Source organism: Microbacterium sp. SORGH_AS_0505 (assembly GCF_030818715.1).
Taxonomy (GTDB): domain Bacteria; phylum Actinomycetota; class Actinomycetes; order Actinomycetales; family Microbacteriaceae; genus Microbacterium.
Window position 1 is genome coordinate 1,494,681 of the sequence record NZ_JAUTAT010000001.1, and the last position, 25,924, is coordinate 1,520,604.

Genomic DNA, 25,924 nt, shown 5'->3' on the forward strand with positions numbered 1-25,924 from the left:
CCCGGTCACGGAGCGTCTCGCAACTCGTCGTCCAGGGTGCGTCGGGCTAGGAATGTCGCAGTCACAGCGAACATCCACGCCCGACGCACCACGAGGAGACCACCCCATGTCCGACCAGAACCAGACCCCGCAGAGCGACCTTCGCGCCGCCGTCGCGGGTGACAAGAAGCGCACGCGCATCGGCTTGACCGTCGCCATCGCGATCGTTGCGGTCGCCGCGATCGTCGGCGGAGCCGCGCTCTTGATTCCCGCGCTCCGCCCCGCCGATGCCGCCGCGTCCGGCGGTGACGCCCCCGCGAAGCCGATCAGCGTCAAGATCGCCGTGTCCGAGGACAGCCCGTTCCAAGACGCCGTCAAGGAGGTCGCCGCCGAGAAGGGCCTCAACATCGAGTGGGTCAACGTCGAGGACTGGGTGCTGCCGAACACCGAGCTCGCCGCCGGCACGGTCGACGCCAACGCCTTCCAGCACATCCTGTACCTCAGCGCCTTCAACACCGAGAACGGCGCGGACCTCACCCCCGTCTTCTCGACGCTCATCACGCAGTGGGGGATCTTCTCCGCGACGGCCACGTCCCTCGACGACATCGCCGACGGTGCGAAGATCGCCATCCCCGACGACCCCTCCAACGGCGGCCGCGCGCTGAACATCCTCGAAGCCGCCGGTCTCATCACCCTCTCGGCAGACAAGGGCGACTTCCCGGCGGTCGAGGACATCACCGCCAACCCGAAGAAGCTGCAGTTCGCGGAGATCCCGGCGACGTCGATCGCTCAGCAGTTCACCGACCCGAGCCTGGCTGCGGTCGTCGTCGGCACGTCGTACTTCGACCCGAGCCAGAACATCGGCTCCGACGACGCGCTCTTCCTCGACAAGGCGCTCTCCGAGCAGAACCTGCCTTACGTCAACGTCATCGCGACCCGCGAGGACAACAAGGACAACCCCGCGTGGAAGATCCTTAAGGACGTCTACGCCGATGAGCGCGTCGCGGCCGCCAACGAGAAGGAGAACCAGGGCTCCGTGGTGCTCGTCGACGTGCCGGTGGAGCAGCTCCGGACCAAGCTCGCCGACCTCGAGAAGCAGGCCGCGAAGAACTGACCGCGGCTACTCGCGACTGCACCCGGCCCGAGATGAGGAATCCATGAGCACCGCCATCGCCTTCGAGAACGTCTCCAAGTCCTTCAGGTCGAAGGGCCGCACGGTCGACGCCCTCCGCGACGTCAGCCTGACGGTCGAGAAGGGGGAGATCTTCGGAATCGTCGGCTTCTCGGGCGCCGGCAAATCGACGCTGCTGCGCACCGTGAATGCGCTGGAGCGGCCGACGAACGGCCGGGTGGTCGTCGACGGTCGCGAGATCTCGGCCCTGCAGGGTCGTGCGCTGTACGCGGCGCGGCAGCGGATCGGCATGGTGTTCCAGCAGTTCAATCTGCTCGAGTCGCGGAACGTCTACAAGAACATCGCCTACCCCCTGCGGCTCGCGGGCCTGTCCGAGGCGGAGACCCTCGATCGCGTCGAGGAGCTGCTGCGGTTCGTCGGTCTCACCGACAAGGCACTCGCGTATCCGTCGCAGCTGTCGGGTGGCCAGAAGCAACGCGTGGGCATCGCCCGCGCGCTGGCCACCCGGCCCGACGTCCTGATCTCCGACGAGGCGACGAGCGCGCTCGATCCGCAGACGACGGGCGAGGTCCTGGCCCTCCTCCGGCGGGTGAACGAGGAGTACGGCGTGACCATCCTGCTCGTCACCCACGAGATCGACGTGGTCCGCGAGCTCGCTCACAAGGTCGCGGTCATGGAGGACGGTGCGGTCGTCGAGCACGGCAGCATCTACGACGTCTTCTCGTCGCCGCAGCATCCCACCACGCGGCGATTCGTGTCGTCGGTGCTTCATCACATCCCGTCGGCGGACGCCCTAGCGAAGATCCGCGCCGTCCATCGCGGCCGCCTCGTCCAACTGCACGTCGAGGACCGCGACACCAATCACCCGTTCCTCTCGCAGGTCGCCCGCGAGCACGACGTCGACGTCAACGTCGTCTTCGGCGGCGTCGACGAGCTGCAGGGGCGTCTGTTCGGCAGCCTGACGGTGGAACTCCTCGGAACGGATGCCGCAGTGGATGCCGCCATCGAGGGTCTCCGCCAGACGACGACCGTCTCGGAGCTGCCGGCCACGGACGCCCGGACGATCGAGAAGGAGGCCGTCCATGCGTGACTTCGACCCGGATGCGTTCTTCCCCCGGTTCTGGAACGCCGTCGGCGAGACCGGACTCATGGTGGTCGTCGCCTTCGCGGGAGCCGCCGTCATCGGAGTGCTCCTCGGCCTCCTGCTCTACGCGAGCCGGCCCGGCAATCTGCTGCAGAACCGCGTGGTCTTCTCGGTCCTGAACCTCATCATCAACGTGGTCCGTCCGATCCCGTTCCTGATCGTGGCGATCGCGCTGATCCCGTTCACGCGGTTCCTCTTCGGCACGGGGCTCGGCCCCCTGCCCCAGACGATCCCGCTCATCATCGTCGCGTGCGTCGCGATCGCCCGTGTCTCGGAATCCAACCTCGTCGCCGTGAGCCCGGGGTCGATCGAGGCGGGTGCCGCGATGGGCGCGAGCCCGGCGCGGGTGCTGTTCACGATCGTCGTGCCCGAGGCCCTCGGTCCGCTCACGCTGGGGCTCACCTACATCCTCGTCGCACTCGTCGACGCGACCGCGGTCGCGGGGGTGCTCGGCGGTGGCGGGCTCGGGTCGCTGGCCATGAACTACGGGTACCAGCGCTTCGACTGGATCTCGGTCGGCATCGTCGTCCTCGCCCTCATCGTCCTGGTGCAGCTCGCGCAGCTGCTGGGGAACACCGTCGCCCGGAAGGTGATGCACCGGTGACCGGGCGCTTCGACGAGTTCCTCGCCCGCATCGCACCGGACGCGCCGCAGCGTGAGCGCGAGCGGCGCCTGCTGACCGCGGAGCTCGCCGAGCTGCGCGATATCGGCTTCGGCACGTGGCGGGTGCCGGCGGCATCCGGGGGGTCGCCGATCACGCTGCAGGAGCAGTTCGCCCGTCTCATCCGGCTGTCGGCGGCGGACGCCAGCCTCGGCCATGTCTGGCGCGGGCATCTCGCGTTCGTCGAGTCGCTCCGGTTGCAGCCGATCGAGCAGGCCCAGCCGTGGTTCGAGCGGATCCTCGCGGGGGACTTCGTGGGCAACGCGCAGTCCGAACGGCACGACACGGCGCACCTCGAGACCCGCCTCGACCGGTCGAGCGGCGAACCGCTGCTGTCGGGGACGAAGTACTACACGACCGGCAGCATCTACGCGGACTGGATCCACCTCGCCGCCCTCGACGGCGACGAGCGGGTCGCGGTCACGGTGTCGGCCCACCACCCGGGGGTCCGATCCACGGACGACTGGGACGGATTCGGCCAGCTGCTCACGGGAAGCGGCACCACGGTGTTCGACCGGGCGCCGGTGGGGGAGGACGGCATCCTCGTGTCGCCCGCCGAGGGCGCCGACGTGCGCGGGCATCACCTGGGGGCGATCCTTCAGCTCACCCTGCTCGCGGTGATCGCCGGCATCGCGCAACGCGCCCTCGACGACACCGTCGGCTTCGTCACCCCGCGGCGGCGGACCTTCGGATTCGCGGGCGAGACGCTTCCTCGCGAGGACCCGCTCGTGCAGCTGGTCGTCGGCGAGCTCGACGTCGTGGCGGCGACGACGCGACGGCTGGTGCTGTCGGTCGCCGCCGACCTGGGGGCGGCATCCGATCGTCGGGCGACCGCGGCCGAGATGCGTGAGATCCAGTTCGAGGTCTTCCGGCTCCAGGAGCTCGTGCCCCGCCTCGTCCTCGACGCGACGACGCGCCTGTTCGAGGTCGGCGGCGCGTCGGCGGTCGGAACGGGCCGCGCGCTCGACCGGCACTGGCGCAACGTCCGCACGATCGCCTCGCACAATCCGGTCATCCAGCGCACGCGTGCGCTCGGTCAGGTGGCACTCACCGGGACCCTGCCGGAGTGGCAGGCGCCGGGAGCTGAGGCCCCACGGCCCGCCGAGGCTGCGCTCGCATGAGCCGCATCACCGACGCCGTGGCGCGTTTCGCGCCCGTCTTCGACGAGGTAGGTCGGGATGCCGTCGCCCGAGAACTCGCGCGGAGACTGCCGCACGAGGAGGTCGCGCTGCTCCGGCGCGCGGGGTTCACACGGGTCACGGTGCCCGAGGAGTTCGGCGGAGGCGGTGAGCCGCCGTCGGTGCTGTTCGCCCTCCTCGCCGAGCTCGGTCGTCGCGATCCGAACCTCGCCCAGCTGCTGCGGTCGCACTTCTCGTTCGTCGATCGGACGGTTCTCGCGACGCCGTCCGCCGAGCGATCGCGCAGGCTCGCCCTCGTCGCCGACGGCGCCATCATCGGCAACGCGACCCACGAGCGGTCGGGGGCGAAGGTCGGCTCGCTGTCCACGACGGTGACCGCTTCGGGCGACGGGCTCCGTCTGGACGGCACGAAGTACTACAGCACCGGGACGCTCTTCGCCGACCTCGTATCGGTGGCCGCGCAGGACGACGAGGGCGCCCTCGTCGCTGCGCTCGTCCCGGCGACGGCCGAGGGCGTCGACGTCATCGACGACTGGCGCGGCTTCGGGCAGCGCCTGACCGGGAGCGGGACGACCGTCTTCCGCTCGGTCGTCATCGACGAGGATGCCGTCGCCCGCCGCGCCGTCGCCGGGCCGTCGCACGGCGGGGCGTTCGTTCAATTGGTCCTGCTGGCGGCTGCCGCGGGCATCGGGCGGGCGATCGTCGACGACGCCGTGGCGTTCGTTCAGAAGCGCACCCGAACGTACAGTCATGCCTCGGCCGCGTCGGCCCGCGAGGATCCGCTCGTGCAGGAGATCGTCGGTCGGCTGTCGGCGCTGTCGTTCACGGCGGATGCCGCACTCACCGCCGCCGTCGTAGGACTCGACGAGTCGGTTGCGGCCCAATCGGCCGGTGTCGCGGGAGAGGCGCTCCGCGAGGTGATCGCCCCCGTCGAGGCGGCGACCGCTCGCGCGCAACTCGTCGTCCTCCCGGCCGTGCTCGAGGCGGCTACTCTGCTCTTCGAGGTCGGCGGAGCGAGCGCCGTCGACACCGACCTCGCGCTGGACCGGCACTGGCGGAACGCTCGAACCCTGGCATCCCACAATCCGCTCGCCTTCAAGGCGCGCGCTCTCGGCGACCTGCTGCTCAACGACACCCCCGTGCCCGGGTGGTGGAGCACGGGCGAAGCCTGACGCCGCAGAGACCCCGACGTCTCCAGAAAGGACCCGCATGGCGGAGCGCAAGAAGCTCATCCTCAATCTCTTCGAGATGAACACGGTCAGTCACATCACCCACGGGCTGTGGTCGTTGCCGGGGAACAACCGGCACCGGATCAACGACATCTCGTACTGGATCGAGCTCGCGCAGATCCTCGAGCACGGCGGATTCGACGGGGTCTTCCTCGCTGACGTCGTCGGTGCGTACGACGTGTTCCGGGGCGGCCCCGAGACCGCTATCCGCGAGGGGCTGCAGATCCCCTCGAACGATCCGCTGCTCGTCATCCCCGCCATGGCGGCCGTGACTGAGCGCCTGGGCTTCGGCGTCACGTTCTCGACCAGCTACGAGCCGCCGTTCTCGTTCGCCCGCCGCATGTCGACTCTCGATCACCTCACCCGGGGACGGGTGGGGTGGAACATCGTCACCTCGTACCTGCCGAACGCGGCCCGGAACTTCGGGCTGGCCGATGAGATCCCGCATGATCGCCGCTACGCGATCGCGGACGAGTTCCTCGACGTCGTCTACAAGCTGTGGGAGGGCTCGTGGGACGACGATGCGGTCATCGCGGATGCCGCGACCCGGACCTACACGGACCCGTCCAAGGTCCGCTACGTCGATCACGTGGGGGAGAACTTCCGCGTCGCGGGTCCCCACCTGAGCCAGCCCTCGCCGCAGCGCACGCCCGTCCTCTACCAGGCGACCGGATCGCCCGCCGGCATCGAGTTCGCCGGACGCCACGCGGAGCTCGTCTTCACGGGAGGGCGCTCGACGGCGGACTTCATCCGCAACGTCGAGCAGATGCGGGCGGCGGCCGCCCGCCAGGGGCGCGGCGCAGACGACCTCCGCTTCATCGTGCAGGCGGGCGTCGTCGTCGGTCGCACCGAGAACGAAGCGGCCGACAAGTGGCGGACGTACCGCGAGAACACGAGCGTCGACGGCATCCTCGCCCACGCCGGGTTCCCGTTCGACCCGACCGCGTTCTCCCGCGAGACACTCGTCACCGACGCCCTGGCGCAGGTGGGCGTCGCCGCAGGCTCCGTGCCGACCGCCGGACCCGACACGACGATTGGACAGCTTCTGGACGGGATCGCCACGGGACGCGAGGGCCGCTTCTTCGTCGCGGGCACACCGACGGTCGTCGCCGACGAGATCGAGCGGTGGCTCGACGAGGACGGCATCGACGGCATCAACCTCCGGCAGTACCACTCCTTCGACACCGCTCGAGACTTCGCGGAACTCGTCGTGCCCGAGCTGCGGCGACGCGGACGGTTGCTGGAAGGCGGTCCGACGCTGCGGGAGCGTCTGTTCGAGCGCGGACCGCTGCTGCCCGAGAACCACATCGCCACGCGCTACCGAGGTGGAGCGAACCTCGACACCCCGGTGGCACCCCTGTTCGGCTGAAGGGCCGGGAGCGGGCCCCGCGTCGTTCGATCGCGCTCCGGCACGTCCGCCCTCGCGCTTCGCGCGTGGTCTGAGAGGATGGCGCCATGATCATCGCCGGGTTGGTGTTCGCGGCGCTCGGCGCCGCCATCCACGTCTACATCTTCTTCCTCGAGTCGATCGCCTGGACCGGGCCCGCGGCGCGGCGCACCTTCGGGACGACGGACGCGACGGTCGACGTCACGAAGCCGTTCGCCTTCAATCAGGGCTTCTACAACCTGTTCCTCGCGATCGCGGTCTTCCTCGGCATCGTGTTCGTCGCCACCGGGTCGACGGCAGTCGGCGCGACCCTCGTGTTCGTCGGGGCGGGCTCGATGGTCGCGGCGGGCCTCGTGCTGCTCCTGTCGGATCGCTCGAAGGCGCGCGCGGCGCTCATCCAGCTGAGTGCGCCCCTGGTCGGAGTGGTGCTGCTCGCCATCGGGCTGGCCGTCTGACGTGAACCTCGCTGTCGTCGGCGCGGGAAAGATCGTCGCCGAGTTCCTCCCGCACGCCTCCGGCGTCCCCGGGCTGACCGTGGCGGCGATCGTCGGTCGCGAGTCCAGCCGTGCCAACCTCGACGACGTGGCGTCGACCCACGGCATCCCCCTCGTCTTCACCGATCTCGACGAATGCCTCGCCGACGCCCGTGTCGACACGGTGTGGGTCGCACTGCCGAACGCCCTGCACGCGGACGTCGCCCGTCGTGCCCTGCTCGCAGGCAAGAACGTCATCTGCGAGAAGCCGTTCGTGCTCCGGCTCGAGGAGCTCGCGGAACTCCGCGCTCTCGCCGCGGAGCGCGACCTCATCCTCGTCGAAGCGATCAGCAACCAGTACCTCGCGAACGTCGAGTGGATGCGCGAGAACCTGTCCCGCCTCGGTGAGCTGCGGCTCGTGCAGTGCGAGTACTCGCAGTACTCCTCGCGCTACGACGCGTTCCGCACCGGGACGATCGCACCGGCCTTCGATCCGGCGGCGGGAGGCGGTGCACTGATGGACCTCGGCATCTACACGCTGCACCTCGTGGTCGGACTCCTCGGCACCCCCGCGACGGTGGCGTACACGCCGCGGATGGAACGCGGCGTCGACACCTCGGGCGTGACGGTCCTCGGCTACGGCGATCTGACCGCCGTGTGCGTGGCCGCCAAGGATTCACCCGGACCCTCGCGGACCAAGATCCAGGGCACCGACGGCACCATGGTCTTCGACGGGCCGCCCAACGAGGTGCCGGCCGTCGAGCTGCAGCTGCGGGACGGAACGCACGAGCGCATCGCGCTCGACGAGGATCCGCACCGGATGGTGGCGGAGTTCCGGTCGTTCGTCCGGATGATCGCCGACCACGACATCGCCGAGCGGGACCGTCGCCTGGATCACAGTGCCGCCGTGCTCGACGTCGCCGTCCGCGCGCTCGATTCGGCCGGCATCCGCCTCGGCTGAGCTTCGCGAGCGCGACGGCACGATCCTCGCTACGCTGGCGGACAACTGTCGCAGTCGATCTCCTCGGCTGACTTCGGGCTGGGGAGCCGGACAATGCACAGATCTTGGGGACGCACGGTGGCGCACGCGCCGGCCGACGAGGCGGACGCGACGCGCGTCGCACGAGTCGAATGGGTGGATGCCGCCAAGGCGATCGCCATCATCATGGTGGTGTTCCTGCACACCGTCTTCAACCATGCCGGCAGCGGCGCTACCGGTCATTGGGGACCGTTCGTCGGCCTGCTCGACGCCTTCCGCTTGCCGCTGTTCTTCTTCACGGCGGGTCTGTTCGCAGGCAAGGTCCTCCGCCGACCGCTCGCGGTGCTGTTGCGTGAGCGCATCTCGCACCTGACCTGGATCTACGTCATCTGGTCGATCGTCGCGGTCATCGCCGTCCTGTATCTGCCGCTCACCGGCGCGACCGACCGGCCGCCGGCGCTCGCCCTGCTCCTGATCCCCGTCCTGCCCACCCCTGCCACATGGTTCATCTGGGCGCTGATCGTGCATTTCGTCCTGGCGTGGTTCGCCGTCCGCGTTCCGCCGGCGATCGGGCTGGGCGTCGCGACGGTCGTCAGTCTCGTCTTCGCCTCGGGCCTGCTGACCACGGGGACGCTGGAGATCGACAAGACGCTGTACCACCTCGTCTTCTTCGTGCTGGCTGTGCAGATCTCGGCCTGGGTCCGGCCGGCCGTGGCCTCCACCGGGATCTGGTGGGCGGTCGCGGCCGTCGTCGGCTTCGGCGCCGGGGCGGCTGTCGTGGCGAAGTTCTCCCTGCTCGACATCGTCGGTGTGCGGCTCGTCCTGGGGCTGCTGGCGGTCGCGGCCGGGTGCCTGGTCGCGCGTCAGATCTCCGCGCTCCGAGGCTTCGCGTGGGTGTCCGCGCTCGGGCGCAACACCCTGCCCGTCTACCTGCTGCACTGGTACGTCCTGCTGCTCGTCTACGCCGTCGTCAACACGGTGTTCCCTCGCGGCGCCGGTGTCTTCACCGACGTGCTCGCTCCGGTGATGACGGCCCTCACGATCGCCGGATGCCTTCTCGTGCACCGCCTGACCCGGGCCGTTCCGGGGCTGTACGCGCGGCCGGCGTGGCTGATTCGCGCGCTGCGCCCGGCGCCGCCGGTGTGAGGATCCCGTGAGGAGTGCTCACGCGGGCGTATGGATTCCGTGAGCACAGCGGGAAGGGTCTTCGCCGGGGTGTTCCATCAGGGATGCGCCCCACCGGCGTGCCGGTCCGATCAGGGCCCGCGTCCCTCGAAATCGGAGCCTCCCTCGTGCTCGACATCGTCTACGTCCTGGGCGTCCTCGCCCTGTTCGTGATCATCGGTCTGTTCGCCAAGGCGGTGGATCGGCTGTGAGCGTCTTCGACATCGTCGCCGCCGTCCTCGGCGTCGCCGTCCTCGTCTACCTCTTCGTCGCTCTCGTGAAGCCGGAGAAGTTCTGATGGCGTGGCTCGCCGCGGTCCTCACCCTCGCCACTCTCGCCCTGATCCTGGCTGTGGCCTACCGTCCGCTGGGCGACTACATGGCCTGGGTCTACGGTGCGCCGAAAGATGCCCGGGCTGAGCGCGGCCTCTACCGCGTGATCGGCGTCGACCCGGCATCCGGCCAGACCTGGCAGGCATACGCCCGCAGCGTCCTCGCGTTCTCCGCGATCGGTGTCCTCCTCGTCTACGGCCTGCAGCGCATCCAGCAGTGGCTGCCCTGGTCGCTCGGGCTCCCCGCCCCGAGCGAAGCCCTGTCGTTCAACACGGCCGTCTCGTTCGTGACGAACACGAACTGGCAGTCCTACTCGCCCGAGCTGACCCTCGGCTACACGGTGCAGTTCGCGGCGCTCTCGGTGCAGAACTTCGTGTCGGCCGCCGTCGGTCTCGCCGTCGCCGTCGCCCTCGTCCGCGGTCTCGTCTTCCGCCGCACCGGCACGATCGGCAACTTCTGGGTCGATCTGACCCGTGGCACCTTCCGTCTGCTCCTGCCTCTCTCGGTGATCGCGGCGGTCGTCCTGCTCGCGGGCGGCGTCATCCAGAACGTCGCCGGCTTCAGCGACGCGACGACCGTCGCCGGTGCGACCCAGAGCATCCCCGGCGGCCCTGTCGCATCGCAGGAGGCGATCAAGCTCCTCGGCACCAACGGCGGCGGCTTCTTCAACGCGAACTCGGCGCACCCGTTCGAGAACCCGACGGGCTGGACGAACCTGTTCGAGATCGTCCTCATGCTGATCATCCCGTTCTCGCTGCCGCGGACCTTCGGCACGATGCTCGGCGACAGGCGTCAGGGCTACGCGATCCTCGGCGCGATGGGCGTCCTCTTCGTCGCCTCGTCGGTGATCCTCACTGCGGTCGAACTCGCCGGCCGCGGCACGGCTCCCGAGCTCGCGGGCGCGGCGATGGAAGGCAAGGACATCCGGTTCGGCATCGTCGGCTCGACCCTCTTCGGATCCACGAGCACGCTCACCTCGACCGGCGCCGTCAACTCGATGCACGACTCGTACACGGCATTCGGCGGCATGATGCCGATGCTCAACATGATGCTCGGCGAGCTCGCTCCCGGCGGTGTCGGGTCGGGGCTCTACGGCATCCTCGTGATGGCGGTCATCGCCGTCTTCATCGCGGGGCTCCTCGTCGGGCGCACCCCGGAGTACCTGGGCAAGAAGATCGGCCCCCGCGAGATCACCCTCGCGAGCATCTACATCCTCGTGACGCCGATCCTCGTCCTGGGCGGCACGGCCCTCAGCTTCGCCATCCCCGGCGTGCGTGAGGACGTCACGACGACCTCGATCTGGAACCCCGGCATCCACGGCTTCAGCGAGGTTCTGTACGCCTTCACCTCGGCGGCGAACAACAACGGGTCCGCCTTCGCGGGGCTCACGGCGAACACACCGTGGCTCAACACGGCCCTCGGGGTCGCGATGCTGCTCGGCCGCTTCGTGCCGATCGTGCTCGTGCTGGCTCTCGCCGGCTCGTTCGCCGCGCAGGACCGGGTACCCGCGACGGCGGGCACGCTCCCGACCCATCGCCCCCTCTTCGTGGGGCTGCTCGTCGGCGTGATCGTCATCGTCACCGCTCTCACCTACTTCCCCGTACTCGCGCTGGGCCCCCTGGCAGAAGGACTGATCTGACCATGTCCACACTCACCACTCCCGAACCCGCCACGGCGTCCGCGCCCCGTCGCGGCATCGACGGCGCCGCGATCGCCGCGGCCCTGCCGGGGGCGTTCCGGAAGCTCGACCCCCGCGCGCAGTGGCGGAACCCCGTCATGTTCATCGTCTGGCTCGGCGCCGCCCTCACGACCGTCCTCGCGATCGTCGAGCCCTTCACGGGCGGACCGTCCGACTCGGGCGGCACGCCCGTCCCCGTCTCGTTCACCGGGGTCATCGCCGCCTGGCTGTGGCTCACGGTCCTCTTCGCAGGCGTCGCCGAGTCCGTCGCAGAGGGTCGCGGCAAGGCGCAGGCCGAGACGCTGCGCAAGACCCGCACGAGCACGGTGGCCCACCGGGTGACCGGGTACGACGAGCGGACGGATGCCGCGGCCGACCGCGTTGCGATCGACGACGTCTCGTCGGCGGACCTCACCCTCGGCGACGTGGTCGTCGTCGCGGCCGGCGACCTCATCCCGGGTGACGGTGACGTCGTCCACGGCATCGCCTCGGTGGACGAGTCCGCGATCACGGGAGAGTCGGCCCCCGTCATCCGCGAATCCGGCGGCGACCGCAGCGCCGTCACGGGCGGCACCCGGGTGCTCTCGGACCGCATCGTCGTGCGCATCACGTCGAAGCCCGGCGAGACCTTCGTCGACCGGATGATCGCCCTCGTCGAGGGCGCCGCACGGCAGAAGACACCGAACGAGATCGCGCTGAACATCCTGCTGGCGAGCCTGTCGATCATCTTCGTGGTCGTGGCGCTCATCTTGAACCCGGTCGCGTCCTACGCCGCGGCACCGGTCAGCATCCCCGTGCTGGTCGCGCTCCTCGTGTGCCTCATCCCGACGACGATCGGCGCCCTCCTGTCGGCGATCGGCATCGCCGGCATGGACCGGCTCGTGCAGCGGAACGTCCTCGCCATGTCGGGCCGAGCGGTCGAGGCCGCCGGTGATGTGACCACGCTGCTCCTCGACAAGACGGGCACGATCACCTACGGCAACCGCCAGGCGTCCGAGTTCGTCCCGCTCGAGGGGATGGCGCAGGTCGAGCTCACCCGTGCGGCGGCGCTGTCGTCGCTCGCCGACCCGACTCCCGAGGGCAGCTCGATCGTCGACCTGGCCACCCGCCGCGGCATCGACGTGACCGGCGACACCCAGGGCGTCATCGTCCCGTTCACCGCGCAGACCCGCATGAGCGGTCTCGACCTGCCGGACGGCTCATCGATCCGCAAGGGCGCCGGCTCCGCGATCATCGGCTGGCTCGAGCAGGGCGTCACGCCTTTGCCCGACGGCATCCGGGCAGATCTGACCGCACGCACCGAACAGATCTCGCAGTCGGGCGGCACCCCGCTGGTGGTGGCGACGAAGGATGCCGTCGGTGCCGGGCGCGTGCTCGGCGTCGTGCACCTGAAGGACGTCGTCAAGGACGGGCTCAGCGAGCGCTTCGCCGAGCTGCGTTCCATGGGCATCCGGACGGTCATGATCACGGGCGACAACCCGTTGACCGCCGCGGCGATCGCGAAGGAGGCCGGTGTCGACGACTTCCTCGCCGAGGCGACCCCCGAGGACAAGCTCGCCTACATCCGCACCGAGCAGGAGGGCGGCAACCTCGTCGCTATGACCGGCGACGGCACGAACGACGCGCCCGCGCTCGCACAGGCGGACGTAGGCGTCGCGATGAACTCGGGCACATCAGCCGCGAAGGAGGCCGGCAACATGGTCGACCTCGACTCCGACCCGACCAAGCTCATCGACATCGTCCGCATCGGCAAGCAGCTGCTCATCACGCGCGGCGCGCTCACGACGTTCTCGATCGCGAACGACATCGCCAAGTACTTCGCCATCATCCCGGCGATGTTCATGGGTGTCTTCCCACAGCTCGGGGCGCTCAACATCATGGGCCTGCACTCACCGGCATCCGCTGTGCTCTCCGCGATCGTCTTCAACGCGCTCATCATCGTCGTCCTCATCCCGCTCGCCCTCCGTGGCGTGCGCTACCGGGCGGGCGGTGCTTCGTCGATCCTCGGCCGCAACCTCGCCGTCTACGGTCTCGGCGGCGTCGTCGCCCCCTTCCTCGGCATCTGGCTGATCGACCTCCTCGTCCGCCTCATCCCCGGCTTCTGACTCAAGGACTCCCCGTCATGAACAGTTCCTCCCGCGCCACTGGGCGCACCGTCCTCGTCGCCGTCCGCGCCATGGCCGTCCTGACCGTGATCCTCGGCCTCGGCTACACGGCGCTCATCACCCTCGTCGGACAGGTCGCCCTGCCCGCACAGGCGAACGGCTCCCTCCTGCGAAGCGCCTCGGGCGAGGTCGTCGGCTCGTCGCTGATCGGTCAGTCCTTCACGGATGCCGACGGTGCCGCGCTCCCGCAGTACTTCCAGTCCCGGCCCTCAGCGGCCGGTGACGGCTACGACGCCGGAGCGTCATCGGGCTCGAACCTGGGCCCCGAGAACGCAGACCTCGTCGCCGCCATCCGGGAGCGCAGGGAGGCCGTCGCCGCGCGCGAGGGCGTCGCGGAGTCCGACGTTCCCGCCGACGCGGTGACCGCCTCGGCATCCGGACTCGACCCCGACATCAGCCCCGCGTACGCTTCGATCCAGGTCGAGCGCGTCGCCGCGGCCCGGAAGCTCCCGGCGTCGGAGGTCCGCGGACTCGTCGCGGAGCACACTCGGGGACCCGATCTCGGGTACCTCGGCGACCCGACCGTGAACGTCGTGGAGCTCAATCTCGCCCTCGACCGGCTAGGAGGCTGACAGTGGGTGGACGGGGGCGCTTGCGCGTGCTGCTCGGCGCGGCCCCCGGTGTCGGCAAGACCTACGCGATGCTCGAAGAGGGCAGGCGCCTGGCGGGGGAGGGGACCGACGTCGTCATCGCGGTCGTCGAGACCCATGGTCGCGCGGCCACGGCGCGCATGACCGACGGGGTCGAGCAGGTCCCCCGTCGCGAGGTCACCCATCGCGGCGTCACGCTGACCGAGATGGACCTCGCCGCGGTGATCGCGCGGCACCCGGGCGTCGCCCTCGTCGACGAACTCGCCCACACCAATGCCCCGGGTTCGACGAACGAGAAGCGCTGGGAGGACGTGCGGCAGCTGCTGGATGCCGGTATCTCGGTCATCTCGACCGTCAACATCCAGCACATCGAATCCCTCAACGACGTCGTCGAGCAGATCACCGGCGCCCCGCAGCGCGAGACGGTCCCCGACGAGGTCCTCCGCACCGCCGATCAGGTGGAGGTCGTGGACCTCGCCCCGCAGGCCCTCCGCGATCGGCTGGCGGGAGGGCTCGTCTACCCGGCGGAGCGGGTGGATGCCGCCCTCTCGAACTACTTCCGCCTCGGCAACCTCACGGCCTTGCGCGAACTCGCGCTCCTGTGGCTCGCCGACGAGGTGGATCAGGCGCTCACGTCCTACCGCGCCGAGCACGGCATCGACAGCCGGTGGGAGGCGCGCGAGCGGGTGGTCGTCACCCTCACGGGTGGCCCCGAAGGTGAGACGCTGCTGCGCCGCGGCGCCCGCATCGCGGCGAGATCGGCGGGGGGCCAGCTGCTCGCCGTGCACGTCACGAGCAACGACGGTCTGCGCAGCGCCGACCCGGGCGCCCTCGCCGAGCAGCGCGCTCTCGTCGAGAAGCTGGGCGGCACCTTCCATCAGGTCGTCGGGGACGACGTGCCCACCGCCCTCGTCGAGTTCGCGCGGTCGGTCAACGCGACGCAGCTCGTCCTCGGAGTCAGCCGCCGCAGCCGTCTCGCGGCCCTCGTCACCGGCCCGGGCATCGGCGCGACCGTCATCCGCGAATCCGGCGACATCGACGTCCACATCGTCACCCACTCCGCCGCGGGCGGCCGGTTCGCGCTGCCGCGGCTCGGTGGCGCCCTGTCGATGCGCCGACGGATCGCGGGCTTCGCGCTCGCCTTCCTCGGTGGCCCGCTGCTGACGTGGCTCCTCGTCGCCTTCCGGTCGACCGAGTCGATCACGAGCGACGTCCTCAGCTATCAGCTGCTCGTCGTCGTCGTCGCCCTCATCGGCGGGCTGTGGCCGGCGCTGTGGGCTGCGGTCCTGAGCGGTGTGACCCTCAACTTCTTCTTCGTCGAGCCCCTCTACACGGTGCAGGTCAAATCCCCGCGCGAAGTGCTCGCCCTCGCGCTCTACGTGATCACCGGCATCCTCGTGAGCGTCGTCGTCGATCGCGCCGCCCGGACGACGCGGGTCGCGCGACGCGCGGCGGCCGAGGCGGAACTCCTGCAGACCGTCGCCGGCAGCGTCCTCCGCGGCGGGGGCGCGATCGAGGCGCTCGTCGAGTGGACCCGAGAGGCGTTCCGGCTGGCCGGTGTCCGTCTGGTCTCGGGCGAGACGACGCTCGCCTCGAGCGGAGAGCCGTTGCGCGACGGGCGGCACACCGCGATGCCGGTCGGTGACCGAGCGGTGCTCGAGCTGCACGGGCACGACCTGCCGGCGTCCGAGCGCCGCATCCTGGCCGCGATCGTCTCTCAGCTCGACGCCGCGCTGCAACGGCAGGACCTCGCCGAGGTCGCGAGCGGGCTCGCGCCCCTCGAGGCGTCCGACCGGGTGCGAAGTGCGCTGCTGTCCGCTCTCAGCCACGACCTGCGCCGCCCCCTCGCCGCCGCGACCGCCGCCGTCGGCGGCCTCCGCAGCGGGACCTACAGCGATCGAGACCGCGACGAGCTCCTGCAGACCGCCGACGAATCCCTCGGCATGCTCGCGTCGCTCGTCACGGACCTCCTCGACGTCAGCCGACTGCAGGCGGGCGCGCTCGCCGTCTCGCTGTTCGCGATCGATCCGGCCGACGCGATCCTCCCCGCGCTCGAGGAGTTGGATGCGGGACCCGCGTCCGTCGACATCCATCTCGAACCGGATGCCGCCGTCCTCGCCGACCCCGTCCTCTTGCAGCGTGTCGTGGTGAACCTCCTCGCGAACGCCCTGCGGCACTCGCCGGAGGGGCGCAAGGTCCGCGTTGCCACGAGCAGCTTCGGTCGGGTCGTCGAGATCCGGATCATCGACCACGGTCCGGGCATTCCCGCCGAGCGGCGCGATGACGTCTTCGTTCCCTTCCAGCGCCTCGGCGACACCGACAACAGCACCGGGCTCGGGCTCGGGCTCGCTCTCTCGAAGGGATTCGTCGAAGGGATGGGCGGTACGCTCACCCCCGAGGACACCCCGGGTGGGGGACTGACGATGGTGGTCTCGTTGCCGGTCGCCGAAGAGGAGGAGCACGCGTGAGGATCCTCATCGCAGACGATGACCCGCAGATCGTCCGGGCACTGCGCATCACCCTCGCCGCGCGTGGCTACGAGGTGTTCACGGCAGCCGACGGCGCGCAGGCGATCTCCGCCGCGGTGGATCACCACCCCGACATCTTCCTCCTCGATCTCGGAATGCCGCAGCTCGACGGCATCGAGGTGATCCACGCGATCCGCGGCTGGTCCGAAGCGCCGATCCTCGTCGTGTCGGGGCGTACCGGAGCAGCCGACAAGGTTGACGCGCTCGACGCCGGCGCCGACGACTACGTCACGAAGCCCTTCTCGATCGATGAGCTCCTGGCGCGCATCCGCGCGCTCACGCGTCGGGCCCCGCAGCAGGAGCCCGACCCCGTCACCGAGTTCGGTGCCATCTCGGTCGACCTCGCCGCCCGCAGCGTCACGAAGACGACGGGCGATCACACCGAGCGCGTCCGATTGACCCCGACGGAATGGCAGCTGCTCGAGATCCTGCTGCGCAACCCCGGCAAGCTCGTCACCCGGCAGACGATCCTCACGTCCATCTGGGGGAGCGAGCACGTGAGCGACACCGGATACCTCCGGCTGTACGTGTCGCAGCTGCGCCGCAAGCTCGAGGAGGATCCGACGCACCCACGGCACATCCTCACCGAGGCGGGCATGGGTTATCGCTTCGAGCTGGGGGCTCCCATCCGGGACTGACACGTCCTCTCCGCACGCGCAACCCCCTCCCTCCTCCGGACTCCTCCGAGCAGGCTCGCCCGGAACCTGAGGAGGATCGATGAAGGCGATGACCTATCGCGGACCGTACAAGATCCGCGTCGACCGCAAGCCCGACCCCGTGATCGCGCATCCGAACGATGCCATCGTGCGCGTCGAGCTGGCGTCGATCTGCGGTTCCGACCTGCACCTGTACCACGGCATGATGCCCGACACGCGTGTCGGGCACACCTTCGGGCACGAGTTCATCGGCTGGGTCGAGGAGGTCGGGCCGTCTGTGCGGAACCTCAAGCCCGGTGACCGCGTCATGGTCCCCTTCAACATCTACTGCGGCTCCTGCTTCTTCTGCGCCCGAGGGCTGTACTCGAACTGCCACAACGTCAATGCCAACGCGACCGCGATCGGCGGGATCTACGGGTACTCCCACTCGACCGGCGGGTTCGACGGCGGCCAGGCCGAGCTCGTGCGCGTGCCGTTCGCCGACGTGGGCCCGCAGGTGATCCCGGGCGACATCGCCTCGGAGGACGCACTGCTGCTCACCGACGCGTTCTCGACGGGCTATTTCGGGTCGCAGCTCGCCGACATCGTCGAGGGGGACACCGTCGTCGTGCTGGGTGCAGGCCCCGTCGGTCTCTCTGCCGCTCGCTCGAGCTGGCTGATGGGTGCCGGGCGCGTCATCGTCGTCGACCACCTCGACTACCGCCTTCAGAAGGCGCGCGAATTCGCGTTCGCCGAGACGGTGCACTTCGGCGAGGTCGACGACATCGTGCTGACGCTGAAGAAGATGACCGACGGGCTCGGCGCCGACGCGGTCATCGAGGCCGTCGGCGCTGAGGCTGACGGGCACGTCCTTCAGCACGTCACCGCCGCGAAGCTCAAGCTTCAGGGCGGTTCCCCCGTGGCGCTCAACTGGGCCATCGACGCGGTCCGGAAGGGCGGCACCGTCTCGGTCATGGGCGCCTACGGTCCGCTGTTCAGCGCGATCAAGTTCGGCGACGCGATGAACAAGGGACTCACGATCCGCGCCAACCAGGCGCCGGTGAAGCGGCAGTGGCCGCGGCTGCTCGACCACATCCGTGCGGGACACATCGCCCCGCGCGACCTCATCACCCATCGCTTCGACCTCGACGACATCGCCGAGGGGTACCACGTGTTCTCGTCGAAACTCGACGGCATCGTCAAGCCCGTCGTCACATTCGGCGCCTGACCGGCACCCGAGGAGGAACCATGCCGTACACCGCAGACAAGCCCGGCCAGACCCCCGATCCTGACGAGCTCCGTCGCCGCATCCCCGGGTGGGGTGCGGACCTCGATCCGGCGGACCGCCCCGCCTTCCCGCGCGAGCAGCCGGGGATCGAGACGGGCGCGCACTGGGACATCCCCGAGCAGCAGCCGGAGGGCGCCGGGCGCGAGCGCTCGATCGAGCACCAGCGCCTCACGCCGGTCTTCGGCACCGCGCAGCCGCTCCACGGTCTCTCGGGCGTCATCCGGCGCATCGCCTACGCGCGTTACAGCGAGGGGCAGACCCCGCACTGGATGCTGCTGATCTTCGGCGATCGCGTCGAGTCGGCCGGCGCGCACGTGAGGTCCCTGTTCTCGCGGCATCCTGACGACCCGGTCACCCAGTCCGGGGTGTTCGGCGAACGCGGGCGGCGCCCGCTCGCGTCGCGGTTCGGTCGCGGCCGCGTCGACATGAAGCACGCCTGGCTGGATCCCCTCCTCGTCCTGGGTCCGTGGGTCGTGGCCGCCGTCGTCGTGTTCCGGATCGCACGCGCGGCGCTCGTCCCGGCATCCCGCCGCTGACGGCGCCGCACCCGACACGCCCGGGGCGACATCGGGACCGCCGTGCGTACGGGTCCGAGGTTGTGCCCGGCGGTGCAAGCGAGGAACGTGGCTCTTCAACGGAGGAGCGCCGCCCCGCGGATCCGCAGCACCGCCCACGCGATGTGTTCGCAGTCGGTGGAGGGCTCCTCGACCGGAGGGCCGCCTCATGGGCCGATTCAACTACAGCAGTCAGGTGAAGACCGAGGTCGAGGACAGGGCGCTCGCGCATTTGCAGGTCGTCATCGGCAACAAGCTCCGCCGGGGTGAATCCTTCTTCTTCACGTGGCGTGATGACGTGAGCGTCGGCGACGGACGGCGATCCGTCTGGATCCACCCGTCCGCGGACCTGCACTTCAAGTACTACGGCTCGGGCGCGCCGACCATGAACCGAACGTGGCTCGAGAAGCTGGCGCACGCCGCGAACTCGACGGGCGGGCTGTTCATCATGTCCGAACCCGCGGACGACGTGTCCACGGGTTCCGTGGAGACCATCTGAGGCGTCACCTCGAGGGTGCCTGCGGTCATGTGCGATGCGCGCCGACGGAGGCGGGTTAGCGTTGATCCGGCATCGAATCGGGGAGGCGCACATGGCGGCACGCCGCACGCGTTCCGCGACGCGCGCCGCAAGGCGACGGACGGCGGCGCTCGCCGTCGGGATCGGCGTCGCACCGGCCACGGTCGTCATCCTCCTCGCTGCCTGTCTGCCCCCAGCCACCACGTCGTCCGAGCCGCGGGGGACCCCGCTACCGCCGGTGTCTTCGAGGTGGGCCGATAGCCCGCCGCCGCCGGCGGTCGCCGTCGCGGGAGCAGACCCGTCGCGCGCGCCTGCGGTCGACCTCGTCGACGGCGCTTGGGCGTCGCGGGTTTCGGATGCCACCGGCATCCCGCGTCGCGCCGTCATCGCCTACGCGGCAGCCGATCTCACCGTCGCGCACGAGCAACCCTCGTGCGCGATCGCCTGGAACACCCTCGCCGGGATCGGGTGGGTGGAGTCCCGGCACGGCTCCTACGGCGGCGCGCGGCTGGGCGACGACGGTCTCGTGTCGCCCCGCATCCTCGGACCCCGCTTGACCGGTGAGGGGGTCGCGGCCATCGAAGACACCGACGGTGGTGACCTCGACGGCGACGACCGGTGGGATCGTGCCGTCGGTCCGCTGCAGTTCATTCCCGAGACCTGGCGGCGATGGGGCGCGGACGGTAACGCCGACGGCACCCGGGATCCGAACCAGATCGACGACGCGGCGCTCGCGGCGGCTCGCTACCTCTGCCGCCGGGGGCCGCTGGCGACCGAGACCGCTTGGCGGGATGCCGTGTTCACGTACAACCCGCTGACCCGCTATATCGACGACGTCGCGACCCGCGCCAACCAGTACGCGCAGAGCGTCGCCGTCAGCTGACACGACGAAGGCCGCACCTGTGAGGTGCGGCCTTCGGAGTCGCGGTCGGGGTCAGTCGTCCGTGCGGTTCAGTGATCTGCTCGAGTCCGCGGAGTCGGGGTCGACGCCTGGCTCCACCCGCTCGATCGGGACGGCCTCATCGTCTGCCGCAGCCTGCGACACCGCCTCGATGGGGTCTTCATCGGGCAGGTCGCCACCGGGGACGGGGGCCTCCGAGTCGGGAACGGCCTGGTCATCGGTCATGAGTGCTCCTCTCGTTCCCGCGAACCTACGTCGCCGACCGGACCGGTCCGAGCCCCTTGCAAAGGTGAGGCCCCGGCGATAAGCCCGATCGCCGGGGCCTGTCATAAGCGTGGGAGAGGATCGGTGACCCGAACACCTCACGTCTCGACCGTTCGCCTATTTACCTTGCGGTTATCACCGTACGTGCGCGAAGGAATCGCCATGGGGGCATTGACTGCGAGAGTCGCCGTCTGCTACTTGATTCGCCGCGGGTAACTCTGCTCCCGCGCGGTGTCAAGCCCCTCAGATCCCGAGCTCGGCGGAGCGATGGTGAGGGTCATACAAGCCTCGCCCTGCAGCGGTCATCGTCGATCGCTGCTCGCGTCACCTCGGAGGTGCATCATGAGTGCGGACCCCGTCCCACACCTGTCGTTGGAGCCGCTGTCTCCCACGACGTGGCGACTCTGCGACACGCGTGTCGCCCGATCGGACGCCGCGAGCGTTCTCGCCTACGTCGAAGAGTCGGATCGCGGCGGCTATGACGTCACATGGGTCCACGGCGGTGCGGGAACCGCGTGGTTCCGCGGGATGGACGAGCTGCTGGTCGGCGCAGTCCAACACCTCGCCGCGTGTGCCTCGCGGCGCCGGAAGCCGAAGCCGATCGCTCATCGGCCGCCCCTCGCGGCTCTGTGAGGCAGCCCTAAGCCCGAGCCCCGCGACCTGTCAAGAAGGTGACACGCGGCCGGAGAGGCCGGAAGCTGGATGCCGGAAATCCGACGGAAGTCGAAAGGACGCGATGACCCGCATCGACATCTCCTACGGCGGCCAGTGGTACAGCGTCGGCGACCGGACCCTCGAGGACGTGCACCGCGAGATCCAAGAGGGTGCTCGCGATGGCCAGCACTGGCTCGCCGTCAACGACGGCGAAGGGAGCGCCAGCCCGGCGTATCTGTTCATCACCCCCGGCGTGCCCATCGCCGTCATCCCCGTGCCGGAACCCCGCGAGACGCCCGCCGAGGGACACGTCGCCGCGTTCGAGGACACCGAGCACGAGGGCGTCGCGCCGCTGTGGAACGGCCCGACCATCCACCCCGACCGGCCTCGCCTCCACTGAGATATATCCACCCCTCCGGCACCGGTCAAGGGGATGACCGCCGCGCATGCCTGCGCGCACACTGGCGTCATGAGTGATCCACAGGATGCCGGTCGTCCCGGCGAAGCGATCCAGTCCGAGCCCGCCATGTCGCAGAATCCCGCCGATGCCACGCAGAAGCTCGACGGCATCGTGGTGCAGACGCGCGCGGACCTCGCCGGCCAGGACGGGCTCGATGGCGCGAGCGTGCTCGCCCAGCGACTGCGGGATGCGGGCATCGACCTCACCGACGACGAAATGGCCGCCGCCGTCGCCCGCGTCCAGGCCTGATCCAGACTCCGAATTATCACCGGTACCGGGGTCGCGCAACCCGCTGACGACCCCCGTGCCTCCGATCTAGCGTGGAACCACCACGTTCCGCTACAGAAGGGTGTGTCCCATGACGACCACGCAGACGAAGCCCGCCACCCGCAACAAGCGCCGCCCCGCAAAGTCGGGTGCGCAGCTGACCGACGAGCAGAACGCCGAGCGCGGCTTCACCGCCTCGAAGAAGCTGAGCGACAACCTGCAGGCAGTCCTCGTCGACCTCCTCGAACTGGCGATCCAGGGCAAGCAGGCTCACTGGAACGTCGTCGGCAAGAACTTCCGCGACACGCACCTCCAGCTCGACGAGATCATCGACGCGGCGCGCGAGTTCAGCGACACGGTCGCCGAGCGGATGCGGGCGCTCCACGCCGTCCCCGACGGCCGCAGTGACACGGTCGCCGAGACGACCACCCTCCCCGAGTTCCCCCACGGCGAGGTCCTGACCGCCGACGTCATCGATCTGGTCACCGAACGTCTCGAGGCCGTCATCGGCACGTGCCGCGAGGTCCACGATGAGGTCGACGACGAGGACCCCACGAGCGCGGACATCCTGCACAGCATCCTCGAAAGCCTCGAGCAGTTCGCTTGGATGATCAGCGCGGAGAACCGCACCCCTCGGTGACCCCGGGGCAGCGTGCCAGCGGCTGAACGGCGGTGACGGCTGAGGCCGTCACCGCCGTCGTCATTCCGCTGTCGTGCGCTTCGCGTCGTCCTCGAACATGCGTGCGGTGAGCTGGATGCCCCCGGAGGAGCTGGCGGATGCCGCGAGTTCCTCGATCCACTCGCGGTCGAGCGTCGGGGGTTCTGCCGCGTCGAAGACGAACCGGAGCGGGATCGCGGGGTGCAGCCAGATGGTGGTGCGCCCGGCCGGTGAGTCGTCCGGGTGCGACCAGGAGACCGTGAAACTCTCCGCACGGCGAAGCTTGGTCGCGACCACGACCTTCAGATGAGCGAGCGCTCGGTCGTCGATGCGGATGGGCATCGCCGAGCCGCCGTAGTAGATCAAGCCCATGGGGACACCATAATGGGAGGGCGCCGTCTCGAAACCGAGATGACGAGACGAGGAGCCGCTGTGGGCAAGTTCATCTATGAGGATTCCATCAAGGTGGACTTCGAAGACCGCACGCTCGCGCATCTGCAGCAGGTGATCGGCAACAAGCTCCGCCGTGGCGAGTCGTTCCACTTCACCTGGCGCGATGACAAGAGCATCGGCGAGGGCCGCACATCGGTGTGGCTGCACCCGCACGCGTCGCTCGTCTTCAAGTACTACGGCAGCCGTCAGTCGCGCATCAACCGCGCGTGGTCGGAGGCCCTCATGTACGCCGCGAACTCGCCGGCGGGCCTCCACTTGGTCCCCGAGCCCGCGGACGCGGGAGAGGCAGACGCCGGCGCCTGAGGCGCGGCATCCGCTCGCAAAAAAACATGCCGCCCCATCGACACCGTGGGGGGCGGTGGATGGGGCGGCACGAGTCTTGCGCCGAAGCGGTGTTCAGACCAGCAACGGCGGAGTACCGAATCGTTCTGTGAAGTCCGCGGCGAGAGCGTCCTCGTAAGCGTCCGCCTCGTCGATGAGGTCGGGGTGGCTCATGCGGCTGCGACCGAACGGCGGGACTCGGGTCGTGCGGCGGAGATCTCGGGGATGTCGAGGTCAGCGTCGAGGACGAGTCCGCCGTTGGAGGTGGCCTGGTCGGCCATCTCGCGCAGCGTTGCCGGGTTCAGAGCGATCGCTGCCGACTGCTCGTAGACGAAGCGCAGCGGGATCGCGGGCTGGAACCACAGCGTGGTGCGGCCCTCGCCGTCCTCGCCGGTTCCCTTCCAGGAGACGACGAAGCTCTCGCTCCGGCGCAGCTTGGTCGTCGCGATGGCAGCGAGGTGGGCGAGGATGCGGTCGGGCATGACGATGGGGGATTCGACGTTCCCGTAGTAGAGGCTTCCCATGACGTTCTCCTGGTGTGGGTGCGGGTGAGTGGGGGTCAGTGGCCGACGGCCCGTGCCGTTGTGCGGTGCGGGCGCTGTCGCGTGAGCGCATCGAGGATGCGCGCCCGCAGACCCGTGCGCGGCTCGGGGATGAGCGCGACGCCGATCGCCGCGAAAGGCGCCGGGATGGGGTGTGCGGGTGTAGGTGTCATCGATCCGTTCCTGAATTACTAGCTAAACAATACATCTAGTAGATTTCACAAGTCATGTCTATCATTGATTTCGACAAGGACACGAACTGTCACAGACTTAGACATGTAAGGTGGTGAAGCCGATGGAGGTGCTCGACTTGTTCAGCTCCGTGGACGTCAGTGAGGAGACCGCGACGTGGCACGAAGTGGAGAAGGGCTTCTGGGTCGGCAACACCCATGGACGGTTCGTAGGAACCGTCGAGAAGAGCCGCTCCGGTTGGATCGCCCGAGATCACGCCAGGCGTCTCGTGGGAACGTATCCGGATGCAGCCGAGGCTCGGGCGGCAGTCGGATGATGTCGATGAATCTTCACGAGCCGAGGAGTTGACATGCCTCAGTCCATCGTCCGGCACGAGCACACCCACCTCTACGCCGCTGAGCCCCAGTCCGAGGCAGGCCGGCGGCTGAGCAGTGCGATCTTGGAGCTCCGTCACGCCGAGCAGGTGCAAGCCGACCGTTCGCAGCGCATCTCCGGTCTCGGCGGCATCGACCTGACGGCGCTCCGCTATCTCGTGCAGGCCCGCCGCGAAGAGCGCGAGATCAGCCCGAAAGACCTCATCGTGATGCTCGGTACCTCGAGCGCGACGGTGACCAATGTGATCGAGCGCCTCGTCGGCAAGGGCTACGTCCTTCGCGAGCAGCACCCCACCGACCGGCGCGCGCACTACCTGCTGCCGACGGAATCCGCGAACCACCTCGTGGACGAGGTGTACGGGGCTCACCACGCCGCAGTCGTTTCCGTGATCGACAGCCTCGACGAGAAGGACGCGGCGACCACCGCGGAGACCATCCGGCGAATCGCCTCAGCTCTCGAGGAGCTCGCCCGCCGGGCCTGAGGCCGGGCGGTGACGCCTGATCAGAGGGCGGTGTCAGGTCCCAGCCGGTGCCACGTCCGGTTGTGGTAAACAAGCGGCGCGGTCGACTCGCGTGCGATGTTCGCCTGGACGGCGTGCGCGGCGATGACGGTGGAGCCACCGGCATCCATCCGATCGATGACGGCGCACCGCACCCATGCGCGCACCCCGTTGTACACCGGCTCGCCCGTCACGAGGCGCGACCAGGGGAGCTCGGCGAAGCGGTCGATCCCGCTCGTGGCGCCCACCTCGGCGACCCGGAGGTCGTCCGAATCGAGGAGGTGGACGACGACGGTCTCCGCCGCGGCCAGGACGGGCGCGGCCGACGACTGAGCGGACACCGAGAAGATGAGCAGGGGCGGGTCGGCGCTGACCGACGACACCGACGTCGCCGTGAGTGCGACGGGGCCGTCCCCGGCGTCGGCGGTGATGACGGCGACGCCGCCCGGGTGACCGCGGAACACGGCTTTGAACTCGTCGGGGGACAGCGACTCCGAGAACCCGGAGGCGGCCCGGTCGTCCGGTGCGGCGTGTGCGGGGGAAGTCATACGACGAACCTACGTTCGCGCAGCGGCAGCGAGGGCCATGTGTCCGAACCTTTCCTTCTGTTGCGGCAGATGACGACCGCCGCGGATGCCGGGCGTCCGCTATTCTGATCGGGTGCTGACTCTTCGCTGTTGTCGTCGCTGACCGCCGGTTCCCCGGCGACCTCCGCGACCCCACACAGCGACCGCACCTCTGCGAGTGCGGCATCCCGTCAGGAA

The 25,924-nt window shown here is 69.5% G+C and carries 32 protein-coding genes; 27 read left to right on the forward strand and 5 right to left on the reverse strand.

Features of this window, described 5'->3' with window-relative positions; all coding sequences use genetic code 11:
• Nucleotides 1–106 precede the first annotated feature (106 nt).
• The 20 genes from QE428_RS07320 (at nucleotide 107) to QE428_RS07415 (ending at nucleotide 20,457) form a co-directional block, all read left to right on the forward strand.
• A complete protein-coding gene (locus tag QE428_RS07320; protein WP_091351639.1) occupies nucleotides 107–1,093 on the forward strand; it encodes a MetQ/NlpA family ABC transporter substrate-binding protein in 987 nt (328 codons plus the stop codon).
• Nucleotides 1,094–1,136: 43 nt separating this feature from the next.
• Nucleotides 1,137–2,201 carry a methionine ABC transporter ATP-binding protein gene (locus tag QE428_RS07325; protein ID WP_307467550.1) on the forward strand — a complete coding sequence of 355 codons (1,065 nt, stop codon included), beginning with the start codon at nucleotides 1,137–1,139 and terminating at the stop codon, nucleotides 2,199–2,201.
• Nucleotides 2,194–2,859, forward strand: a complete 666-nt coding sequence (locus QE428_RS07330) for a methionine ABC transporter permease (protein ID WP_091351641.1) — start codon at nucleotides 2,194–2,196, stop codon at nucleotides 2,857–2,859. The genes QE428_RS07325 and QE428_RS07330 overlap by 8 nt, the downstream gene beginning before the upstream one ends.
• Nucleotides 2,856–4,037 carry a hypothetical protein gene (locus QE428_RS07335; RefSeq protein ID WP_307467555.1) on the forward strand — a complete coding sequence of 394 codons (1,182 nt, stop codon included), beginning with the start codon at nucleotides 2,856–2,858 and terminating at the stop codon, nucleotides 4,035–4,037. The genes QE428_RS07330 and QE428_RS07335 overlap by 4 nt, the downstream gene beginning before the upstream one ends.
• Nucleotides 4,034–5,227 carry an acyl-CoA dehydrogenase family protein gene (locus QE428_RS07340; RefSeq protein WP_091351643.1) on the forward strand — a complete coding sequence of 398 codons (1,194 nt, stop codon included), beginning with the start codon at nucleotides 4,034–4,036 and terminating at the stop codon, nucleotides 5,225–5,227. Before QE428_RS07335 ends, QE428_RS07340 begins: the two co-directional genes overlap by 4 nt.
• 37 nt (nucleotides 5,228–5,264) lie before the next feature.
• Entirely contained in the window at nucleotides 5,265–6,653 is a 1,389-nt protein-coding gene (locus QE428_RS07345; RefSeq protein ID WP_307467558.1) for an NtaA/DmoA family FMN-dependent monooxygenase, read from the forward strand.
• Between the two features lie 86 nt (nucleotides 6,654–6,739).
• On the forward strand, nucleotides 6,740–7,126 hold the full coding sequence (locus QE428_RS07350; protein WP_091351645.1) for a DUF1304 domain-containing protein: 387 nt from the start codon (nucleotides 6,740–6,742) through the stop codon (nucleotides 7,124–7,126).
• A 1-nt stretch (nucleotide 7,127) separates the two neighbouring features.
• Nucleotides 7,128–8,105, forward strand: coding sequence for a Gfo/Idh/MocA family protein (locus QE428_RS07355; protein ID WP_307467563.1), 978 nt, complete (start codon nucleotides 7,128–7,130; stop codon nucleotides 8,103–8,105).
• A 117-nt stretch (nucleotides 8,106–8,222) separates the two neighbouring features.
• Complete coding sequence (locus QE428_RS07360) at nucleotides 8,223–9,269, forward strand: acyltransferase family protein (RefSeq protein ID WP_307467566.1); 1,047 nt, start codon at nucleotides 8,223–8,225, stop codon at nucleotides 9,267–9,269.
• A gap of 83 nt (nucleotides 9,270–9,352) precedes the next feature.
• Entirely contained in the window at nucleotides 9,353–9,499 is a 147-nt protein-coding gene (locus QE428_RS07365; protein ID WP_165971305.1) for a hypothetical protein, read from the forward strand.
• Nucleotides 9,496–9,585: a K(+)-transporting ATPase subunit F gene (gene kdpF / locus QE428_RS07370; protein WP_091351648.1), complete on the forward strand. Its 90-nt coding sequence runs from the start codon at nucleotides 9,496–9,498 to the stop codon at nucleotides 9,583–9,585. Before QE428_RS07365 ends, kdpF begins: the two co-directional genes overlap by 4 nt.
• On the forward strand, nucleotides 9,585–11,258 hold the full coding sequence (gene kdpA / locus QE428_RS07375; RefSeq protein ID WP_307467571.1) for a potassium-transporting ATPase subunit KdpA: 1,674 nt from the start codon (nucleotides 9,585–9,587) through the stop codon (nucleotides 11,256–11,258). Before kdpF ends, kdpA begins: the two co-directional genes overlap by 1 nt.
• A gap of 2 nt (nucleotides 11,259–11,260) precedes the next feature.
• Nucleotides 11,261–13,402 carry a potassium-transporting ATPase subunit KdpB gene (kdpB, locus tag QE428_RS07380; RefSeq protein ID WP_307467573.1) on the forward strand — a complete coding sequence of 714 codons (2,142 nt, stop codon included), beginning with the start codon at nucleotides 11,261–11,263 and terminating at the stop codon, nucleotides 13,400–13,402.
• Nucleotides 13,403–13,419: 17 nt separating this feature from the next.
• Nucleotides 13,420–14,034, forward strand: coding sequence for a K(+)-transporting ATPase subunit C (gene kdpC, locus QE428_RS07385; RefSeq protein WP_307467576.1), 615 nt, complete (start codon nucleotides 13,420–13,422; stop codon nucleotides 14,032–14,034).
• A gap of 2 nt (nucleotides 14,035–14,036) precedes the next feature.
• The gene (locus tag QE428_RS07390; protein ID WP_307467579.1) at nucleotides 14,037–16,520 is read left to right on the forward strand and encodes a DUF4118 domain-containing protein; all 2,484 of its coding nucleotides are present in this window, start codon (nucleotides 14,037–14,039) and stop codon (nucleotides 16,518–16,520) included.
• Complete coding sequence (locus QE428_RS07395; RefSeq protein WP_091351653.1) at nucleotides 16,517–17,218, forward strand: response regulator; 702 nt, start codon at nucleotides 16,517–16,519, stop codon at nucleotides 17,216–17,218. The genes QE428_RS07390 and QE428_RS07395 overlap by 4 nt, the downstream gene beginning before the upstream one ends.
• A 79-nt stretch (nucleotides 17,219–17,297) precedes the next feature.
• Nucleotides 17,298–18,443, forward strand: coding sequence for a zinc-dependent alcohol dehydrogenase (locus QE428_RS07400; protein ID WP_091351654.1), 1,146 nt, complete (start codon nucleotides 17,298–17,300; stop codon nucleotides 18,441–18,443).
• A 20-nt stretch (nucleotides 18,444–18,463) separates the two neighbouring features.
• Complete coding sequence (locus QE428_RS07405) at nucleotides 18,464–19,039, forward strand: hypothetical protein (protein WP_307467585.1); 576 nt, start codon at nucleotides 18,464–18,466, stop codon at nucleotides 19,037–19,039.
• 187 nt (nucleotides 19,040–19,226) lie between these two features.
• Nucleotides 19,227–19,556: an ATP-dependent DNA ligase gene (locus tag QE428_RS07410; protein ID WP_091351656.1), complete on the forward strand. Its 330-nt coding sequence runs from the start codon at nucleotides 19,227–19,229 to the stop codon at nucleotides 19,554–19,556.
• 91 nt (nucleotides 19,557–19,647) lie between these two features.
• Complete coding sequence (locus QE428_RS07415; RefSeq protein WP_091351657.1) at nucleotides 19,648–20,457, forward strand: lytic transglycosylase domain-containing protein; 810 nt, start codon at nucleotides 19,648–19,650, stop codon at nucleotides 20,455–20,457.
• Between the two features lie 51 nt (nucleotides 20,458–20,508).
• On the opposite strand, the gene QE428_RS07420 is transcribed toward QE428_RS07415, so the two are convergent.
• Nucleotides 20,509–20,700, reverse strand: a complete 192-nt coding sequence (locus QE428_RS07420) for a hypothetical protein (protein WP_307467590.1) — start codon at nucleotides 20,698–20,700, stop codon at nucleotides 20,509–20,511.
• A 381-nt stretch (nucleotides 20,701–21,081) separates the two neighbouring features.
• Here QE428_RS07420 and QE428_RS07425 point away from each other — a divergent pair, with 381 nt between their 5' ends.
• From QE428_RS07425 to QE428_RS07440, 4 genes are all read left to right on the forward strand, one after another.
• The gene (locus QE428_RS07425; RefSeq protein ID WP_091351659.1) at nucleotides 21,082–21,372 is read left to right on the forward strand and encodes a hypothetical protein; all 291 of its coding nucleotides are present in this window, start codon (nucleotides 21,082–21,084) and stop codon (nucleotides 21,370–21,372) included.
• A 103-nt stretch (nucleotides 21,373–21,475) separates the two neighbouring features.
• A complete protein-coding gene (locus tag QE428_RS07430; RefSeq protein WP_091351660.1) occupies nucleotides 21,476–21,793 on the forward strand; it encodes a hypothetical protein in 318 nt (105 codons plus the stop codon).
• Between the two features lie 69 nt (nucleotides 21,794–21,862).
• Nucleotides 21,863–22,102: a hypothetical protein gene (locus QE428_RS07435; protein ID WP_133398650.1), complete on the forward strand. Its 240-nt coding sequence runs from the start codon at nucleotides 21,863–21,865 to the stop codon at nucleotides 22,100–22,102.
• Nucleotides 22,103–22,211: 109 nt separating this feature from the next.
• On the forward strand, nucleotides 22,212–22,760 hold the full coding sequence (locus tag QE428_RS07440; protein WP_065571549.1) for a Dps family protein: 549 nt from the start codon (nucleotides 22,212–22,214) through the stop codon (nucleotides 22,758–22,760).
• A 60-nt stretch (nucleotides 22,761–22,820) separates the two neighbouring features.
• Here QE428_RS07440 and QE428_RS07445 read toward each other — a convergent pair whose 3' ends face one another.
• A complete protein-coding gene (locus tag QE428_RS07445) occupies nucleotides 22,821–23,150 on the reverse strand; it encodes a hypothetical protein (RefSeq protein WP_133398648.1) in 330 nt (109 codons plus the stop codon).
• A 60-nt stretch (nucleotides 23,151–23,210) separates the two neighbouring features.
• Here QE428_RS07445 and QE428_RS07450 point away from each other — a divergent pair, with 60 nt between their 5' ends.
• On the forward strand, nucleotides 23,211–23,534 hold the full coding sequence (locus QE428_RS07450) for an ATP-dependent DNA ligase (protein WP_065571547.1): 324 nt from the start codon (nucleotides 23,211–23,213) through the stop codon (nucleotides 23,532–23,534).
• 188 nt (nucleotides 23,535–23,722) lie between these two features.
• Here the strand turns inward: QE428_RS07450 and QE428_RS07455 are convergent, their stop codons facing one another.
• Both QE428_RS07455 and QE428_RS07460 read right to left on the reverse strand, forming a co-directional pair.
• Nucleotides 23,723–24,076 carry a hypothetical protein gene (locus QE428_RS07455; protein ID WP_307467600.1) on the reverse strand — a complete coding sequence of 118 codons (354 nt, stop codon included), beginning with the start codon at nucleotides 24,074–24,076 and terminating at the stop codon, nucleotides 23,723–23,725.
• A gap of 35 nt (nucleotides 24,077–24,111) precedes the next feature.
• Entirely contained in the window at nucleotides 24,112–24,267 is a 156-nt protein-coding gene (locus QE428_RS07460; protein WP_157681053.1) for a hypothetical protein, read from the reverse strand.
• 110 nt (nucleotides 24,268–24,377) lie between these two features.
• On the opposite strand from QE428_RS07460, the gene QE428_RS07465 reads away from it, so the two are divergent.
• Together QE428_RS07465 and QE428_RS07470 are read left to right on the forward strand one after the other, a co-directional pair.
• Entirely contained in the window at nucleotides 24,378–24,602 is a 225-nt protein-coding gene (locus tag QE428_RS07465; protein WP_091351664.1) for a hypothetical protein, read from the forward strand.
• 33 nt (nucleotides 24,603–24,635) lie between these two features.
• The gene (locus QE428_RS07470) at nucleotides 24,636–25,142 is read left to right on the forward strand and encodes a MarR family winged helix-turn-helix transcriptional regulator (protein WP_091351665.1); all 507 of its coding nucleotides are present in this window, start codon (nucleotides 24,636–24,638) and stop codon (nucleotides 25,140–25,142) included.
• Between the two features lie 20 nt (nucleotides 25,143–25,162).
• On the opposite strand, the gene QE428_RS07475 is transcribed toward QE428_RS07470, so the two are convergent.
• Nucleotides 25,163–25,708, reverse strand: coding sequence for a flavin reductase family protein (locus QE428_RS07475; protein ID WP_091351666.1), 546 nt, complete (start codon nucleotides 25,706–25,708; stop codon nucleotides 25,163–25,165).
• Nucleotides 25,709–25,924 lie beyond the last annotated feature (216 nt).

Coding starts and splice junctions, on each gene's coding strand:
- QE428_RS07345 (WP_307467558.1), top strand. CDS start 5,265: ATGGCGGAGCGCAAGAAGCTCATCCTCAATCTCTTCGAGATGAACACG.
- QE428_RS07435 (WP_133398650.1), top strand. CDS start 21,863: ATGAGTGATCCACAGGATGCCGGTCGTCCCGGCGAAGCGATCCAGTCC.
- QE428_RS07445 (WP_133398648.1), bottom strand. CDS start 23,150: ATGGGCTTGATCTACTACGGCGGCTCGGCGATGCCCATCCGCATCGAC.
- QE428_RS07460 (WP_157681053.1), bottom strand. CDS start 24,267: ATGACACCTACACCCGCACACCCCATCCCGGCGCCTTTCGCGGCGATC.
- QE428_RS07330 (WP_091351641.1), top strand. CDS start 2,194: ATGCGTGACTTCGACCCGGATGCGTTCTTCCCCCGGTTCTGGAACGCC.
- kdpA (WP_307467571.1), top strand. CDS start 9,585: ATGGCGTGGCTCGCCGCGGTCCTCACCCTCGCCACTCTCGCCCTGATC.
- QE428_RS07415 (WP_091351657.1), top strand. CDS start 19,648: ATGGCGGCACGCCGCACGCGTTCCGCGACGCGCGCCGCAAGGCGACGG.
- QE428_RS07430 (WP_091351660.1), top strand. CDS start 21,476: ATGACCCGCATCGACATCTCCTACGGCGGCCAGTGGTACAGCGTCGGC.
- QE428_RS07365 (WP_165971305.1), top strand. CDS start 9,353: ATGCGCCCCACCGGCGTGCCGGTCCGATCAGGGCCCGCGTCCCTCGAA.
- QE428_RS07325 (WP_307467550.1), top strand. CDS start 1,137: ATGAGCACCGCCATCGCCTTCGAGAACGTCTCCAAGTCCTTCAGGTCG.
- QE428_RS07420 (WP_307467590.1), bottom strand. CDS start 20,700: ATGACCGATGACCAGGCCGTTCCCGACTCGGAGGCCCCCGTCCCCGGT.
- QE428_RS07470 (WP_091351665.1), top strand. CDS start 24,636: ATGCCTCAGTCCATCGTCCGGCACGAGCACACCCACCTCTACGCCGCT.
- QE428_RS07350 (WP_091351645.1), top strand. CDS start 6,740: ATGATCATCGCCGGGTTGGTGTTCGCGGCGCTCGGCGCCGCCATCCAC.
- QE428_RS07475 (WP_091351666.1), bottom strand. CDS start 25,708: ATGACTTCCCCCGCACACGCCGCACCGGACGACCGGGCCGCCTCCGGG.
- QE428_RS07410 (WP_091351656.1), top strand. CDS start 19,227: ATGGGCCGATTCAACTACAGCAGTCAGGTGAAGACCGAGGTCGAGGAC.
- QE428_RS07405 (WP_307467585.1), top strand. CDS start 18,464: ATGCCGTACACCGCAGACAAGCCCGGCCAGACCCCCGATCCTGACGAG.
- kdpB (WP_307467573.1), top strand. CDS start 11,261: ATGTCCACACTCACCACTCCCGAACCCGCCACGGCGTCCGCGCCCCGT.
- QE428_RS07320 (WP_091351639.1), top strand. CDS start 107: ATGTCCGACCAGAACCAGACCCCGCAGAGCGACCTTCGCGCCGCCGTC.
- QE428_RS07425 (WP_091351659.1), top strand. CDS start 21,082: ATGAGTGCGGACCCCGTCCCACACCTGTCGTTGGAGCCGCTGTCTCCC.
- QE428_RS07400 (WP_091351654.1), top strand. CDS start 17,298: ATGAAGGCGATGACCTATCGCGGACCGTACAAGATCCGCGTCGACCGC.
- kdpC (WP_307467576.1), top strand. CDS start 13,420: ATGAACAGTTCCTCCCGCGCCACTGGGCGCACCGTCCTCGTCGCCGTC.
- QE428_RS07340 (WP_091351643.1), top strand. CDS start 4,034: ATGAGCCGCATCACCGACGCCGTGGCGCGTTTCGCGCCCGTCTTCGAC.
- QE428_RS07455 (WP_307467600.1), bottom strand. CDS start 24,076: ATGGGAAGCCTCTACTACGGGAACGTCGAATCCCCCATCGTCATGCCC.
- QE428_RS07440 (WP_065571549.1), top strand. CDS start 22,212: ATGACGACCACGCAGACGAAGCCCGCCACCCGCAACAAGCGCCGCCCC.